Raw genomic sequence first — 13,813 nt, forward strand, 5'->3', positions numbered from 1 at the left:
GGTTACCCGGCAGGGGAAGGTGGTTCACGGCTCCCTGTTGTACAAACGGCAAACAGGGTGGCTCTATCGCTATTCCCTCGGTGGGCAGATTTTGCTAGGAGGCACTACCCAATCCCTCTGCCCACTGCGTCCCACTCCATGAAGAATGACGAAATCCTGAGCCAAATCACCGAGTTCTGCCGTAAGGCGGACATGGCGGAGTCGACGTTCGGCCGGCGCGCGGTGAACGATGGGAAGCTCGTGCACCGCTTGCGCGAGGGCAAACGCATCACGATCGATACCCTGGACCGGATCCAGGCCTACATGGCCGCATCGATGGCCGGCGGCGTGCCGCCGCCGCGGGGGCTTCAGGTGCCCCCGGAAAAGCGCGATCCGCGCGGCAATTTCCGCTTTTTCGAGAACCGGCAGAAATACCTGCTGTTCGTCCACACTTGCAGTGAGAAGCGGGTGGTCGCCGAGCGCGTGGCGCTGGAACTTGCCAGCATCCATCCCCGGCCCCCGGCGCTGCGCGTGTTCGATGCCGGCGTTGGCGACGGCACGGTACTGGCGCGCGTGCTGCGCTCGATGCACCAGCGCTTTCCGCACATGCCGTTCTATGTCGCCGGCAAGGAGCTCAGTCTCGAGGACCTTCGCCTGACGCTGGACAAGGTGCCGGATCGCATTTTCGAGCACCCGGCCTCGGTGTTCGTTTTTACCAACATGCTCTACGCGGAGGCGCCCTGGCTCACGCCGGCATCGCCCGCGGCGGCGGCCGCGACCGTTTGGCACGAGGTTCCCCTGCGGGGTGCTTCCTCCGGTGAGTTCGAGACGCAAATCGCGGAATTGAAGCCGTTTTTGGAGCAGAACTGGCGCGCAGCGGTCAGCCCGCGCACGGGGATGCCGCTTTATGAGCGGCCCGTCGTGCTGGTGCTCTACCGTGAAGATCAGCGGTTTCTGCTCGATTCGACCATTCCACGGCCGGGCCAGGCCGAGGCCAATTTCGACCTCGTTATTGCATCCCAGCCATACCGCGCGCTGTCCTCGGTCAATTTCCGGGCCAAACGGATCATAGCGCCCCTGGCGCGGGCCTTGCGGGCAGGCGGCCGCCTGATTGGTATTCACTCCCATGGCCAGGATCCGGGCATGGAGATGATCCAGGCGATCTGGCCCGGAGAAAATCCTTTCTCGGTGAGCCGTCATGAGCTATTGCGCGCTGTGAAGTACGAGCTCGGCTCGGTGGGCCGCGACCTAAATTTTAATGCTTACGCAGATAACCGCTCGATCTTCAGGTATGATATGGAAGCGCTGCCCAACGAGGTGACGGGCACTATCGGAACCTCGACGGCCTTTGCAGCCTGGAATGCGGCGGTGTATGTCGCTCAGATTGAGGACGACCGGTTGACGGAAATGACTCAGAACGGCCGCACTCTGGACGCCGCCAGGGACGTGCTGCGAAAGTACAATGGGCTCTGGTTTCTCGACGAATCCTACGTCATCTCGCGCCGGCGTGATTGACATCATTCAAAGCTAAATATCGCAACGCCCGCCAGCTAGCGGCGGAACAAGGGGTTACTGATGCGCGCGTCCTATCTCTTCACCAGCGAGTCCGTGTCCGAAGGCCATCCGGACAAGGTGTGCGACCGGATCTCCGACGAGATCGTCGATCTGTTCTACCGCGAAGGACCGAAAGCAGGCATCGATCCCTGGCAAATTCGCGCCGCCTGCGAAACGCTCGCGACCACCAACAAGGTCGTGATCGCTGGTGAGACCCGCGGTCCCGCGTCCGTCACCAACGAGCAGATCGAAGGCGTCGTGCGCGCCGCGATCAAGGACATCGGCTACGAGCAGGAGGGTTTCCACTGGCAGAAGGCGGACATCGAGATCCTGCTGCATCCGCAGTCCGCTGACATCGCCCAGGGCGTCGATGCGCTGCAGCCGGGCGAAGTCAAGGAAGAGGGCGCGGGCGACCAGGGCATCATGTTCGGCTACGCCACCAACGAGACGCCCGATCTGATGCCGGCGCCGATCTTCTACGCCCACAAGATCCTGCGGCTTATCTCGGAAGCGCGCCACTCCGGCCGCGAGAAGGTGTTGGGCCCGGACTCGAAGAGCCAGGTCACCGTGCAGTACGAGAACGGCAAGCCCGTCGCCGTGCGAGAGATCGTGGTGTCGCACCAGCATCTGGTCGAGGACATCTCGTCCAAGCAGATTCGCGACATCGTCGAGCCCTATGTGCGCGAGGCGCTGCCGAAGGACTGGATCACGCCGAAGACGATCTGGCACATTAACCCGACCGGCAAGTTCTACATTGGCGGTCCTGATGGCGACACCGGCCTGACCGGCCGCAAGATCATCGTCGACACCTATGGTGGCGCGGCCCCGCACGGCGGCGGCGCGTTCTCCGGCAAAGATCCGACCAAGGTCGACCGCTCGGCCGCCTATGCGGCGCGCTACGTCGCCAAGAACATCGTCGCGGCCGGACTTGCCGACCGCTGCACGCTGCAGCTCGCCTACGCCATCGGCGTGGCGCGTCCGCTGTCGATCTACATCGACACCCACGGCACCGGTAAGGTGTCGGAGGCTGAGCTCGAGAAGGCCGCCGCCAAGGCGATGGATCTCACCCCGCGTGGCATCCGCAGCCATCTCGATCTCAACCGCCCGATCTACGCGCGCACCTCCGCCTATGGCCATTTCGGCCGTACGCCCGACAACGGGGGCGGCTTCTCCTGGGAGAAGACCGATCTCGTCGAAGCGCTCAAGCGCGCGGTCTGATTCCCGGGACGCCGCCACGGCGGCGAACCCGGTTCTTCCATCGTATCGAGATTCCGGGCTCGCCCCTCCAGGGCGACCCGGAATGACCAATTCAACAACAGGACGCCCGCAATGAACGCGAAGCCCGGCTTCACCGATTACATCGTCAAGGACATTTCGCTCGCCGATTTCGGCCGCAAGGAGCTCTCGCTCGCCGAGACCGAGATGCCCGGCCTGATGGCCACCCGCGAGGAGTACGGCCCGAAGCAGCCGCTGAAGGGCGCGCGCATCGCCGGCTCGCTGCACATGACGATCCAGACGGGCGTGCTGATCGAGACGCTGGCCGCGCTCGGCGCCGACATCCGCTGGGTCTCCTGCAACATCTATTCGACGCAGGACCACGCCGCGGCGGCGATCGCAGCCGCCGGCATTCCGGTATTCGCCGTCAAGGGTGAGAGCCTTACCGAGTACTGGGACTACACCGCCAAGCTGTTCGACTGGCACGGCGGCGGTCACCCGAACATGATCCTCGACGACGGCGGCGACGCCACCATGTACGTCCATCTCGGCCTGCGCGCCGAGAACGGCGACACCAAGTTCCTGGACAAGCCGGGCTCGGAAGAAGAGGAAGTCTTCTTCGCGCTTCTGAAGAAGCAGCTCAAGGAGAAGCCGAAGGGCTACTTCGCCGAGATCGCCAAGAGCATCAAGGGCGTTTCCGAAGAAACCACCACGGGCGTGCATCGTCTCTACGACATGCAGAAGGCCGGCACGTTGCTATGGCCCGCCATCAACGTCAACGACAGCGTCACCAAGTCGAAGTTCGACAACCTCTATGGCTGCCGTGAATCGCTGGTCGACGGCATTCGCCGCGGCACCGACGTGATGATGTCCGGCAAGGTTGCGATGGTCGCGGGTTTCGGCGACGTCGGCAAGGGTTCGGCCGCCTCGCTGCGCCAGGCCGGCTGCCGCGTCATGGTCTCCGAAGTCGATCCGATCTGCGCGCTGCAAGCGGCGATGGAAGGCTATGAAGTCGTGACCATGGAAGACGCCGCGCCCCGCGCCGACATCTTCGTCACCGCGACCGGCAACAAGGACATCATCACGATCGAGCACATGCGCGCAATGAAGGATCGCGCCATCGTCTGCAACATCGGTCACTTCGACAACGAGATCCAGATCGCGGGTCTGCGTAACCTGAAATGGACCAACATCAAGCCGCAGGTCGACGAGATCGAATTCCCCGATAAGCACCGCATCATCCTGCTGTCGGAAGGCCGCCTCGTGAACCTCGGCAATGCGATGGGCCATCCGTCCTTCGTGATGTCGGCCTCCTTCACCAACCAGACGCTGGCGCAGATCGAGCTTTTCGCCAACAACAACGACGGCAAGTACAAGAAGGAAGTCTACGTGCTGCCGAAGTCGCTCGACGAAAAGGTCGCGCGCCTGCACCTCGCCAAGATCGGCGTCAAGCTCACCGAGCTGCGCAAGGACCAGGCCGACTACATCGGCGTCAAGCAGGAAGGCCCGTTCAAGTCGGACCATTACCGCTACTGATCCGCTGATCGTATCTATTTTCGATGCAAAGCCCCGGAGCGATCCGGGGCTTAGTCGTCTTGAGCGCGATGCACGTGTCTCTTCGCGGTTGTGTCAGGCGCCGATTGCCAGTTGACGAGCGATGATCCCGGTCAGACAATCCCTGGCGGCGGAGGAAACAATGGCTCAAGACCATTTCGACGTGCTGATCGTCGGTGCCGGCCTGTCCGGCATAGGCGCGGGCTATCATCTTCAGACCAAATGCCCGACCAAGAGCTACGTCATCCTCGAGGGGCGCGGCTGCATCGGCGGCACCTGGGACCTGTTTCGCTATCCCGGCGTCCGCTCCGACAGCGACATGTTCACGCTCGGCTATGCCTTCAAGCCCTGGACCGATCCGAAGGCGATCGCCGACGGCGCGCAAATCCTCAACTACGTTCGCGAAACCGCGGCTGAGAACGGCATCGAGAATCACATCCGCTTCCACCATCGTGTCAAGCGTGCTGCGTGGTCGACGAGTGAGGCGCGCTGGACCGTCGAGGCCGAGCGTATCACCGGCGAGGGCGTGGCAGAAATCGTGCGCTTCACCTGCAATTTCCTGTTCTTGTGCTCGGGCTATTACAAATACGAGGCGGGCTACACGCCGGAGTTTCCGGGGGTCGCGGATTTCGCCGGCCGCATCGTGCATCCGCAGAAATGGACCGACGACATCGACTGCGCGGGCAAGCGCGTCGTCGTGATTGGCTCGGGCGCGACCGCGGTGACGCTGGTGCCGGAGCTCGCCAAGACGGCCGCGCAGGTCACCATGCTGCAGCGCTCGCCGACCTTTGTGGTGTCGCGCCCTGCACAGGATCCCGTCGCCAACAAATTGCGGCGCAATCTGCCGACGCGGCTTGCCTATCACCTGATCCGCTGGCGCAACGTAATGTGGGGGATGTTCTTCTTCCAGCTCAGTCGGCGCCGCCCTGCGAAGGTGAAGGAGCTGGTTCTCAAGGGCGTGCAGATAGCGCTCGGCCCCGACTACGACGTCGCGACCCATTTCACGCCGCGCTACAATCCGTGGGACCAGCGGCTCTGCCTCGTGCCGGATGGCGACCTGTTCAAGGCGATCCGCGAGCAGCGCGCCTCCGTAGTCACCAAAGAGATCGACACGTTCACGCACGATGGTATCCGCCTGAAGGACGGCAGCGAGCTTGCGGCGGACATCATCGTGACCGCGACGGGACTGGTGCTCCAGGTCGTCGGCGGTCTTGACATCAGTGTCGACGGCCGCGCCGTCGATTTCGCCAACACGCTGACCTACAAGGGCATGATGTATGCCGACGTGCCCAACATGGCTTCTGCGTTCGGCTACACCAACGCATCATGGACGCTGAAATGCGACCTCACCTGCGAATATGTCTGTCGGCTCATCAACTACATGGACCGGCACAATTTCCGGCAGTGCATGCCACATAATGACGATCCCACGATTACCGCGCAGCCGTCGCTCGATTTCACCTCGGGTTATGTGCAGCGCTCGGTCGCAAAGATGCCGAAGCAAGGCTCGAAGCAGCCGTGGCGGCTCTACCAGAACTACGCCCTCGACATCGTCTCCTTGCGGTTCGGCCGGATCGACGACGGCGTGATGCAATATTCCTGATCGCGACGACCGCGGCGTTCTAAGCCTTGCGCGTGGCAAGCGGCAGGGCAAGATCAATCGCGAGTGCGAGCACCACGGCGCCGCCGCCCAGCGCGAACAAGACGAGATAATCGCCGCCGGTCTGCGCGTAGATCCAGGAGAAGCCGTAGGCCGCGGCCGCCTGGAACAGCGCAAAGCTGGTCGTGGCATGGCTCCATGTCGTGCGCTGCTGCTCGGCAGAATGTGGGACCAGCTCATGGATGCGTCCGAGCACGAGCGGTACGATGCCAGGTGTGAAGCCGCCGACCACCACGCTCGATACGATTAGCGGGAGAGGCGCGGTACTGACGGTCGGGAGCAACACGGCGGCCGCTTCGATCAGGAAGGCGGCGCGCAGCGCCGGTCCAAACCCAGCGCGGTCCCCGAGATGACCGGTGACCAGCGGGCCGACGATTGCGCCAAGGCCATAGAGCACCCAGTAGTGCGATCCCGCAACAATACCCTGGCCGAGGCCGCGCGCGACGAAATCGACGATGAAGACCATGTGCGGTACCAGCGCCACCGCGTTGAGGCCGTATTGGACGAGCAAGCCGCGAGCAGCGGAAGCGTGCTTCGCCCGCTGCGATGACACGGTATCGGCCTTGGCCTCAGCGGGCCAGTTCCACCAGCTTACCAGCGTGAGCGTGCCCGCGAGCACGCCAAGACCATACCAACTCTGTTGCAAGCCTTGCTGCAGCAACAGCGGCACCAGCGTGCCGGATGCGGCGACACCGAGCCCGACGCCCGCAAAGATCACGCCGCCGACGATGCCGCGCCTCGCCGCCGAGATATGCGGCAGAATGACGGAGGCCGCCAGTACCATGATGATTCCGCCGGTGAGCCCCGACAGGAAGCGCCAGGCGAAGAACCAGGTGAACGACACCGGGGTCGAGCTGGCAAAAAAGGAGAGGGTCGCGAGCAACATCATCGCCCGCAAGGCGCGAACGGCGCCGATGCGCGCGGCCACGGTCCGCGCCGCGAGCGCGCCGGCAAGATAGCCGGCCAGGTTCGCTGCACCGAGATAGACGACGTCGGACGGGTCGAACCATTTTGCGGCGATCAGGGCCGGGATCAGCGGCGTGTAGGAAAAGCGCGCGAGGCCAAGCCCGACCAGCGATGCGGACAATCCTGCTACCGCATATCGACAGGTTTGCTGTGAGGAAGTCTGTGATGTCGAACCCGACCGCTGATGCGATCGGGGGTGGACTTGCTGCTTGGCATCTGCGTCTGTCATGTCGTCCTCGTCCTCGTGCGCGAAGGCGCTAGCGTTCAGTGGCCGGCGCTCTGGCCGCCGTCGACATGCAGGATTTCGCCGGTGACGAAGGAGGCGCCCTCGAGATAGAGCACGGCATCGACGATGTCGGACATCTCGCCCATATGGCCGACGGGATGCAGCGCATCGAGCTGGGCGTGCGTCGCGACGGGATGCATCGGTGACTTGATGATGCCGGGCGACACCGCGTTCACGCGGATACCACGCTTGGCATATTCGATCGCCAGTGACTTGGTCGCGGCGCTCAACCCACCCTTGCTCAGCGAGGCCAGCACCGAGGGCACGTTCGAATTGGCCTGGTCGACCAGCGTCGTCGTGATCTGGACGACGTGGCCGGACCCCTGCTTTTCCATCTCGGCGATGCCAAGCTGCGTGACGTGGAAGAAACCAGCGACGTTGGTGCCCATCACCGCTGCATAGTCCTCCGCCGTATACTGCGTGAACGGCTTTGCGACGAAGATACCGGCGTTGTTGACCAGCGTGTCGACGCGGCCGAAGCGCGCGACGGCTTGCGAGACCACGCGCTCGGCGGTCTTCCGGTCGGCGATGTCGCCGGCAATGGTGAGGACATCTTCATCGCCCGACGGCTTAATGGAGCGCGCCGTCGCGACGACGCGATAGTTGCGATCGCGAAAACCCTGGACCAGGGCGGCACCGATGCCCTGCGAAGCACCGGTGATGATGGCAACCTTCTGTTCGATACCCATGATGGGCTCCTGTTGTTGGCTTTCAGAACCTGCGCCAGCAGCGGCTGGCTTGGCCAATGAGGTACGCCGCAGCGGGCCGGCTGCGAATACGCGCTGTCCGGCAGACAGTCTTTCGCGGCGCGAACGAATGCCGGACCGGCTCCCGGCGGTGGTTGTCGCAGCGGGAGCGAACGCCTAGCTTCCAGTCTGACCTCGATGGGCTGGCGGGAAACGTATGGATCGTCTGGATGCGATGAAGGTGTTTGTCCTTGCGGTGGACGAGGGCAGCCTCGCGGCCGCGGGCCGCAAGCTCGGCCGTTCGCCGGCGGCAGTTAGCCGCGCCATTGCTTTCCTGGAGCAGCGGGTCGGTGCCGAGCTGCTGCACCGGACCACACGCTCCATCAAGCTGAGCGAGGAGGGCGAGCGCTATGTCGCGGTCTGTCGCCGCGTGCTCACCGAGTTGGAGGAGGCCGACGACATCGCGGCCGGGCCGCGCACGGCCCCCCGCGGCCTGCTCACTATCACTGCGCCTGTGGTGTCGGGTGAGATGGTGCTGCGGCCGATCCTCGATGCGTTTCTCGACGCCTATCCGACCGTCTCGGCAAAACTCCTGCTGTTCGATCGCGCCGTCAATCTGATCGAGGAGGGGGTCGACGTCGCGCTTCGCATCGGTCATCTCGCGGATTCGGCAATGGTCGCGATGCGGGTCGGCGAGATCAGCCGCGTCGTGGTAGCATCACCGCGCTATCTGAAGCAGCACCCGCGCATCACCGAGCCCGGCGACCTCGCCAAGCACCAGATCGTCGCGATGGCGCACCTTCCCAATTCCTGGACCTTTGCACCGCAGGCCGGGTCGTCGGCCGCCCGCACGGTGCATTTCACGCCGCGGCTCGTCGTCAACAGCACCTATGCGGCGGTGGCCTCGGCCGTCGCCGGCCGCGGTGTGGCGCGAATGTATTCGTACCAGGTAGGTGAGCAGGTTGCGCGCGGCGAACTCGAGATCGTCCTGGCCGGCCACGAGGATCCCGAGATGCCCGCGCATTTGATCTGTCCGCAGGGCCGGCTCTCGGTACCGAAGGTGCGGACCTTCACGGACTTTGCGGTGCCGCGCCTGAAGAAACAGTTTGCTCGGCTCAAGAACGGCATCACTGCCCGGTGAGCCGCTGCGGGCACGGGCAATGCGTTGTTTTGCGTATACGGCGGGTCGGGTGAATCGGCCATGTTGCCCGAACGGTTAACGCCGGATTAACCGCGGAGTCCTAGCCTGTCTCGGCCGGGGTTACTTGCAAGGCCGAGGTGAGCCCAATGGAAGCCCAGAGAATCGCGGTCGACGCCGTCGTCGCGTTGACCGATTGCGACCGCGCCGCCGTCATCGCGTTCATCCGCCGCCTGTATCTTGCCGGCGTCACCGACCCCAAGCGCCTGACCTTCAAGGGCCTCCAGGCCCTGTCACGGGCCTGATTCGGCTCGGTTCGGCCTCAAGTTCCCAGCCCTGATCTCCGGAGCGTGATTGCAACCCACCGGCGAATATCTTGCCGCTCGGGCCGCGTCGGGATAGATCACGTCCCCGGTTGAATCACCGGGGAACGGGGGAGATGTTAAAACAGCTTTTTGCGCCGCAACTCGTCATTCTCTATGTGCTGGCGGCATCGACGATCTACGTTCATTTCCGCGGCAAGCAGCGGCTGCGCTTAGCGCGCCAGCTCGGGGACCACTCCACCTATCTCGCGCCCTACAATGTGCTGATGTACGCGGGCTCGGCGGTGCCGAACAACCCGGTGATCCCGGTGGAGCAGTTTCCGGAGCTGAAAGCCCTCAGCGAAAATTGGGAGACCATTCGCGACGAGGCCGTTCGCCTGTTCGACGAAGGCTTCATTCGCGCGGCGGCGAAGAACAACGATTGGGGCTTCTATTCGTTCTTCAAGAGCGGCTGGAAACGCTTTTACCTGAAATGGTACGATGACTTCCTGCCTTCGGCGCGCACGCTGTGCCCGAAGACGGTGGAGCTGCTCAACTCCATTCCGAGCGTGCATGGTGCGATGTTTGCGATGCTGCCGCCGGGCGGCAAGCTCGGCGCCCACCGCGATCCCTTCGCCGGTTCGCTGCGCTACCACCTCGGTCTTGTCACGCCGAACTCGAACAAGTGCCGCATCCTGGTCGACGGCGTCGAATGCGTCTGGCGCGACGGCGAGGCCTTTATGTTCGACGAGACCTTCATCCACAGTGCGGAGAATGCCACCGACGTCAACCGCATCATCCTGTTCTGCGACGTCGAGCGTCCGATGAAATACGGCTTCATGACCGCGATCAACCGTTGGGTCAGCCACCACATCGTCAAGGCCTCTGCAACCCAGAACGTCGACGGCGAGAGCGTCGGCCTGCTCAACAAGGTGTTCGGCAAGCTCTATGAGATCCATCTTGCGAGCCGCAAGGTCAAGGAATGGAATCGCAACGTCTACTACACGCTCAAATATTCGCTGACGGCGCTGATCCTCAGTCTCATCGTGCTGTCGGCATTGCGGTGATCGCCTTTAGTGACGGTGCTTGTGTTGTTCGGAGTCATCAGGGCGTTGGTAACCGCGCAGCTCCGCGTATCGCTGCATTTGGCTCTGATCGAGCAGGGCGGTTGTCGATAGATGGTATTTGAGGTGGCTTTCGCGGAGCAGTGCCTGGGTTTCCGAAAGGGCCACGAGGGCCGCCTTGAGTGACTCCGACGTCACGACGCGGGCGGAGAAGAGGCGGTCCAACTCCGTTTCCTGCTCGACCAGCTTGTTACCTAGCGGGACCGCCTCTTGCTTCATGGCATCGAAGAGGCGCTGAACCCGGATGCGCTGATCCGCGGTCAAGTCAAGCCGATCACCGAACTCGAGAACATGGCTCGGACCGGGATATCCATTGAGCTCGGCGGCAAGTGCCAGGCCCATGCCACGTCCGACTCGAAGATCGTCGATCTGCTGCTGCGACAGCGCCTTGATGGGGCGATGCTCAAGACCGGCATAGGGCTGAACGGACTGCGCGCTGGCAACGTTGCACGAGACGCAAAGCGTGGCTGCAAGCAGGAGAAGGCGTCTCATGAGTCTGGCTCCATGAAATCGGCCCGGCTGGTCGATCGATCTCCACCGGTGCTCTCCACATATCTTGCTGGACGGTTCGCCTCATGGCAACAAAGATTGCCGCGATTGAGTTGCGAACATGGAGCAGACGATGGTCTCTTTGCCGACCGCGAATACCGTGATCACGCAGTTCTTTCAGCACTGGCTGGAGACCTTCGCGGGCTATGTCCGCGAGGTCGACTATGCTTCGGCGCGGCCGCTTTTCCATCCGGAAGTGCTGGCCTTCGGCACGCACAATGACGTCATTCCCGGCCTCGACCAATGGGTCACCACGCAATGGGACAACGTGTGGCCGAAGACGTCCGACTTCCGTTTCGTCATCAACCAGGCCTCGGTCCTGGCATCGTCCGATGGCACGATAGCGACCGTGGTCGTGCCGTGGACGAGCACGGGCTATCATCCCGACGGCAGCGCGTTTCCACGCCCCGGCCGGGCCACGATGGTGTTTTCAGGATATGGCGATGGTTGGCTGTGCGTGCATTCGCACATGTCGCTCAATCGGGGTGTGCCGCAGACAAGCCACGCCAATCGGCCGGTGAAGGCTTGGTAGTGCCGCCGGGCTTGCGGGCCGACTAAAGTTTTACCCTCTCATTCCAACTCGGTTGGAACCCTTGGAACCCAATGTCGTTTTTTCAGCAACAATAACAGGTGAAACCACGCAAGCGGGGGCCTATCTGAGGATGCGCTCCCATGGCAACCCTTGATCTCGACGCCACCCGACTTACCGCCCCCGAGCATCAGCGCCAGCTTCGCCGCGCCGTGATCGCCTCCACAATCGGGACTGCGATCGAGTGGTATGACTTCTTTCTTTACAGCACCGTCACGGGTCTGGTTTTCGCAAAGCTCTTCTTTCCTCACTCCGATCCTTGGGTCGGCACGCTGGAGGCGTTTGCGATCTACGCGGTCGGATTCGCCGCGCGGCCCGTCGGCGCGGCAATCTTTGGCCATTATGGCGACCGCATCGGACGTAAATCCACGCTGATCGCGACCTTGCTCTTGATGGGACTGGCGACCGCTGCGGTGGCCGTGGTGCCGACCTATGCCAGCATCGGTATCTGGGGCGCCGTGATCCTGACCGTGCTGCGGTTCATTCAGGGCGTCGGAGTCGGTGGTGAGTGGGGCGGCTCGGTACTGATGTCGATGGAATGGGCGCACAACGATCGATCCCGTGGATTGATCGCATCATGGCCGCAGTTCGGTGTGCCCTGCGGGCTTTTCCTCGCCAATCTTGCCGTGCTGGTGTTCAGCCAGATGGCGGGTGATCAGTTCCTGGCATGGGGCTGGCGTATTCCCTTCGCGCTCAGCATCATCCTGGTCGGCGTGGGCCTCTATATCAGGCTCGGCATTCTCGAAACCCCGGTGTTCTCTAGGCTCGTGGCCGAACGCCAGGTCGATCGCACGCCGATGCTCACGGTGATCCGGGAATACCCGAAGGAGATTCTACTGTCTGCCTTTGCGCGCATGTCGGAGCAGGCGCCGTTCTACATCTTCACGGCCTTCGTGTTCTCCTATGGCATCGGCACCCTGCACGTATCGCGCGACTTCCTGCTGACCGCGGTGCTCTCGGCCTCCGTGCTGTCGTTCGTGTCGATCCCGCTGTGCGGACATATCTCCGATCAGATCGGCCGCAAGAACATGTATATGCTCGGCGCTGCCGTGACGGGCATCTTCGGCTTCGTCTATTTCGCCATGCTCAATACGGGGTCGCTGACCATCATCTTTCTCGCGATCATCCTGTCGCTGATTCCGCACGACATGCAGTATGGACCGCAAGCCGCCTTGATCGCCGAGAGCTTCACCGGACGCCTTCGCTACAGCGGCTCCTCGCTAGGCTATCAGCTCGCATCCGTGATCGCCGGCGGCCCCGCACCGCTGATCGCTACCTGGCTGTACGGCACGTTCCACTCGGCGACCGCGATCGCGATCTACATCGCGATTTGCGCGGTCGTGACGCTGGTGGCGACCGCGATGATGACCGATTACACGGGAAAGGACATCAACGCCGCGGGGGCGTACGAGCGACGAACTTGAATCCGCAAAAAAGCCCCGGACGCGATGCCCGGGGCTTTGCTGTCCCGTGATCTCGAGCTCAGCCTTATTCCGGCTGACCGATGCTCACCTTCAGCGTGCCGACGCCGTCGACGCCACATTCGAGCTTGTCGCCGGGCTGGAGCTGCGACACGCCGGCCGGCGTACCCGTCATGATGATGTCGCCGGCGGCGAGCTTCACCTGCTGCGAGAGCTGCCAGATGATCTCGGGCACGTTCCAGATCAGCTCTGTGAGGTCGCCCTTCTGCGCTTCCTTGCCGTTGACCGTGAGCCAGATCTTGCCCTGGGCGGGGTGGCCGATCTTCGATGCCGGCTGCACTGCGGAGCAGGGCGCCGAATAGTCGAACGACTTGCCGACCTCCCACGGACGCTCCTTCTTGCGCGAGGCGATCTGCAGGTCGCGGCGGGTCAGGTCGATGCCGACGGCATAGCCGTAGACATGGTCGAGAGCCTTGTCGGCGGGAATGTTGAGGCCGCCGCTCTTCATCGCGACGATCAGCTCGACCTCGTGATGGAGATCCTTGGTCAGCGGCGGATAGGGAATGGTGGCGCCGTCGGGCACCAGCATGTCGGCGTGCTTGGCGAAGAAGAACGGCGGGGCGCGCTCGTCATTGCCCATCTCGCGGATGTGCTCGAGATAGTTGCGGCCGACGCACCAGATGCGGCGCACGGGATAACGGCCGCTTTCCCCGACGACGGGAAGCGAAGCCTGGGTCGGAAGCGGGATGACGTAGGAGGCGGCGTTCATGGTGCGATCTCGCTGCTCTTG

Annotated in this window: 13 protein-coding genes; 9 read left to right on the forward strand and 4 right to left on the reverse strand. The window is 63.1% G+C overall.

What is annotated here, in order from left to right; all coding sequences use genetic code 11:
- The first annotated feature begins 138 nt into the window (after window positions 1-138).
- The 4 genes from IVB36_RS17240 to IVB36_RS17255 all read left to right on the forward strand — a co-directional run bounded on the left by IVB36_RS17240 (window position 139) and on the right by IVB36_RS17255 (window position 5,905).
- Window positions 139-1,494 (forward strand): hypothetical protein, encoded by a 1,356-nt coding sequence (locus IVB36_RS17240; protein ID WP_018457294.1) that lies wholly within the window; start codon window positions 139-141, stop codon window positions 1,492-1,494.
- A 60-nt stretch (window positions 1,495-1,554) separates the two neighbouring features.
- The gene (gene metK / locus IVB36_RS17245) at window positions 1,555-2,751 is read left to right on the forward strand and encodes a methionine adenosyltransferase (protein WP_247392465.1); all 1,197 of its coding nucleotides are present in this window, start codon (window positions 1,555-1,557) and stop codon (window positions 2,749-2,751) included.
- Between the two features lie 111 nt (window positions 2,752-2,862).
- Complete coding sequence (ahcY, locus tag IVB36_RS17250; RefSeq protein WP_247392467.1) at window positions 2,863-4,284, forward strand: adenosylhomocysteinase; 1,422 nt, start codon at window positions 2,863-2,865, stop codon at window positions 4,282-4,284.
- Window positions 4,285-4,444: 160 nt separating this feature from the next.
- Complete coding sequence (locus tag IVB36_RS17255) at window positions 4,445-5,905, forward strand: NAD(P)/FAD-dependent oxidoreductase (protein ID WP_247392469.1); 1,461 nt, start codon at window positions 4,445-4,447, stop codon at window positions 5,903-5,905.
- Window positions 5,906-5,924: 19 nt separating this feature from the next.
- Here the strand turns inward: IVB36_RS17255 and IVB36_RS17260 are convergent, their stop codons facing one another.
- Together IVB36_RS17260 and IVB36_RS17265 are read right to left on the reverse strand one after the other, a co-directional pair.
- Window positions 5,925-7,157: a YbfB/YjiJ family MFS transporter gene (locus tag IVB36_RS17260; protein WP_247392477.1), complete on the reverse strand. Its 1,233-nt coding sequence runs from the start codon at window positions 7,155-7,157 to the stop codon at window positions 5,925-5,927.
- 35 nt (window positions 7,158-7,192) lie between these two features.
- Window positions 7,193-7,903 (reverse strand): SDR family NAD(P)-dependent oxidoreductase, encoded by a 711-nt coding sequence (locus IVB36_RS17265; RefSeq protein ID WP_085394527.1) that lies wholly within the window; start codon window positions 7,901-7,903, stop codon window positions 7,193-7,195.
- A 214-nt stretch (window positions 7,904-8,117) separates the two neighbouring features.
- On the opposite strand from IVB36_RS17265, the gene IVB36_RS17270 reads away from it, so the two are divergent.
- The 3 genes from IVB36_RS17270 (at window position 8,118) to IVB36_RS17280 (ending at window position 10,407) form a co-directional block, all read left to right on the forward strand.
- The gene (locus tag IVB36_RS17270) at window positions 8,118-9,041 is read left to right on the forward strand and encodes a LysR family transcriptional regulator (RefSeq protein WP_247392478.1); all 924 of its coding nucleotides are present in this window, start codon (window positions 8,118-8,120) and stop codon (window positions 9,039-9,041) included.
- A gap of 146 nt (window positions 9,042-9,187) precedes the next feature.
- Window positions 9,188-9,343: a hypothetical protein gene (locus IVB36_RS17275; protein ID WP_247338248.1), complete on the forward strand. Its 156-nt coding sequence runs from the start codon at window positions 9,188-9,190 to the stop codon at window positions 9,341-9,343.
- Window positions 9,344-9,477: 134 nt separating this feature from the next.
- The gene (locus tag IVB36_RS17280; RefSeq protein ID WP_247392480.1) at window positions 9,478-10,407 is read left to right on the forward strand and encodes an aspartyl/asparaginyl beta-hydroxylase domain-containing protein; all 930 of its coding nucleotides are present in this window, start codon (window positions 9,478-9,480) and stop codon (window positions 10,405-10,407) included.
- Window positions 10,408-10,413: 6 nt separating this feature from the next.
- On the opposite strand, the gene IVB36_RS17285 is transcribed toward IVB36_RS17280, so the two are convergent.
- A complete protein-coding gene (locus IVB36_RS17285; RefSeq protein ID WP_247392482.1) occupies window positions 10,414-10,956 on the reverse strand; it encodes a periplasmic heavy metal sensor in 543 nt (180 codons plus the stop codon).
- 130 nt (window positions 10,957-11,086) lie between these two features.
- On the opposite strand from IVB36_RS17285, the gene IVB36_RS17290 reads away from it, so the two are divergent.
- Both IVB36_RS17290 and IVB36_RS17295 read left to right on the forward strand, forming a co-directional pair.
- Window positions 11,087-11,545 (forward strand): nuclear transport factor 2 family protein, encoded by a 459-nt coding sequence (locus IVB36_RS17290; RefSeq protein ID WP_247392484.1) that lies wholly within the window; start codon window positions 11,087-11,089, stop codon window positions 11,543-11,545.
- 140 nt (window positions 11,546-11,685) lie between these two features.
- The gene (locus tag IVB36_RS17295; RefSeq protein ID WP_247392486.1) at window positions 11,686-13,026 is read left to right on the forward strand and encodes an MFS transporter; all 1,341 of its coding nucleotides are present in this window, start codon (window positions 11,686-11,688) and stop codon (window positions 13,024-13,026) included.
- A gap of 64 nt (window positions 13,027-13,090) precedes the next feature.
- On the opposite strand, the gene IVB36_RS17300 is transcribed toward IVB36_RS17295, so the two are convergent.
- Window positions 13,091-13,792 carry a fumarylacetoacetate hydrolase family protein gene (locus IVB36_RS17300; protein ID WP_247392489.1) on the reverse strand — a complete coding sequence of 234 codons (702 nt, stop codon included), beginning with the start codon at window positions 13,790-13,792 and terminating at the stop codon, window positions 13,091-13,093.
- Between the last annotated feature and the right edge of the window lie 21 nt (window positions 13,793-13,813).

Source organism: Bradyrhizobium sp. 35 (assembly GCF_023073215.1).
Taxonomy (GTDB): domain Bacteria; phylum Pseudomonadota; class Alphaproteobacteria; order Rhizobiales; family Xanthobacteraceae; genus Bradyrhizobium; species Bradyrhizobium canariense_D.

Coding starts and splice junctions, on each gene's coding strand:
- IVB36_RS17275 (WP_247338248.1), top strand. CDS start 9,188: ATGGAAGCCCAGAGAATCGCGGTCGACGCCGTCGTCGCGTTGACCGAT.
- ahcY (WP_247392467.1), top strand. CDS start 2,863: ATGAACGCGAAGCCCGGCTTCACCGATTACATCGTCAAGGACATTTCG.
- IVB36_RS17260 (WP_247392477.1), bottom strand. CDS start 7,157: ATGACAGACGCAGATGCCAAGCAGCAAGTCCACCCCCGATCGCATCAG.
- IVB36_RS17280 (WP_247392480.1), top strand. CDS start 9,478: ATGTTAAAACAGCTTTTTGCGCCGCAACTCGTCATTCTCTATGTGCTG.
- IVB36_RS17300 (WP_247392489.1), bottom strand. CDS start 13,792: ATGAACGCCGCCTCCTACGTCATCCCGCTTCCGACCCAGGCTTCGCTT.
- metK (WP_247392465.1), top strand. CDS start 1,555: ATGCGCGCGTCCTATCTCTTCACCAGCGAGTCCGTGTCCGAAGGCCAT.
- IVB36_RS17255 (WP_247392469.1), top strand. CDS start 4,445: ATGGCTCAAGACCATTTCGACGTGCTGATCGTCGGTGCCGGCCTGTCC.
- IVB36_RS17295 (WP_247392486.1), top strand. CDS start 11,686: ATGGCAACCCTTGATCTCGACGCCACCCGACTTACCGCCCCCGAGCAT.
- IVB36_RS17290 (WP_247392484.1), top strand. CDS start 11,087: ATGGTCTCTTTGCCGACCGCGAATACCGTGATCACGCAGTTCTTTCAG.
- IVB36_RS17285 (WP_247392482.1), bottom strand. CDS start 10,956: ATGAGACGCCTTCTCCTGCTTGCAGCCACGCTTTGCGTCTCGTGCAAC.
- IVB36_RS17265 (WP_085394527.1), bottom strand. CDS start 7,903: ATGGGTATCGAACAGAAGGTTGCCATCATCACCGGTGCTTCGCAGGGC.
- IVB36_RS17270 (WP_247392478.1), top strand. CDS start 8,118: ATGGATCGTCTGGATGCGATGAAGGTGTTTGTCCTTGCGGTGGACGAG.
- IVB36_RS17240 (WP_018457294.1), top strand. CDS start 139: ATGAAGAATGACGAAATCCTGAGCCAAATCACCGAGTTCTGCCGTAAG.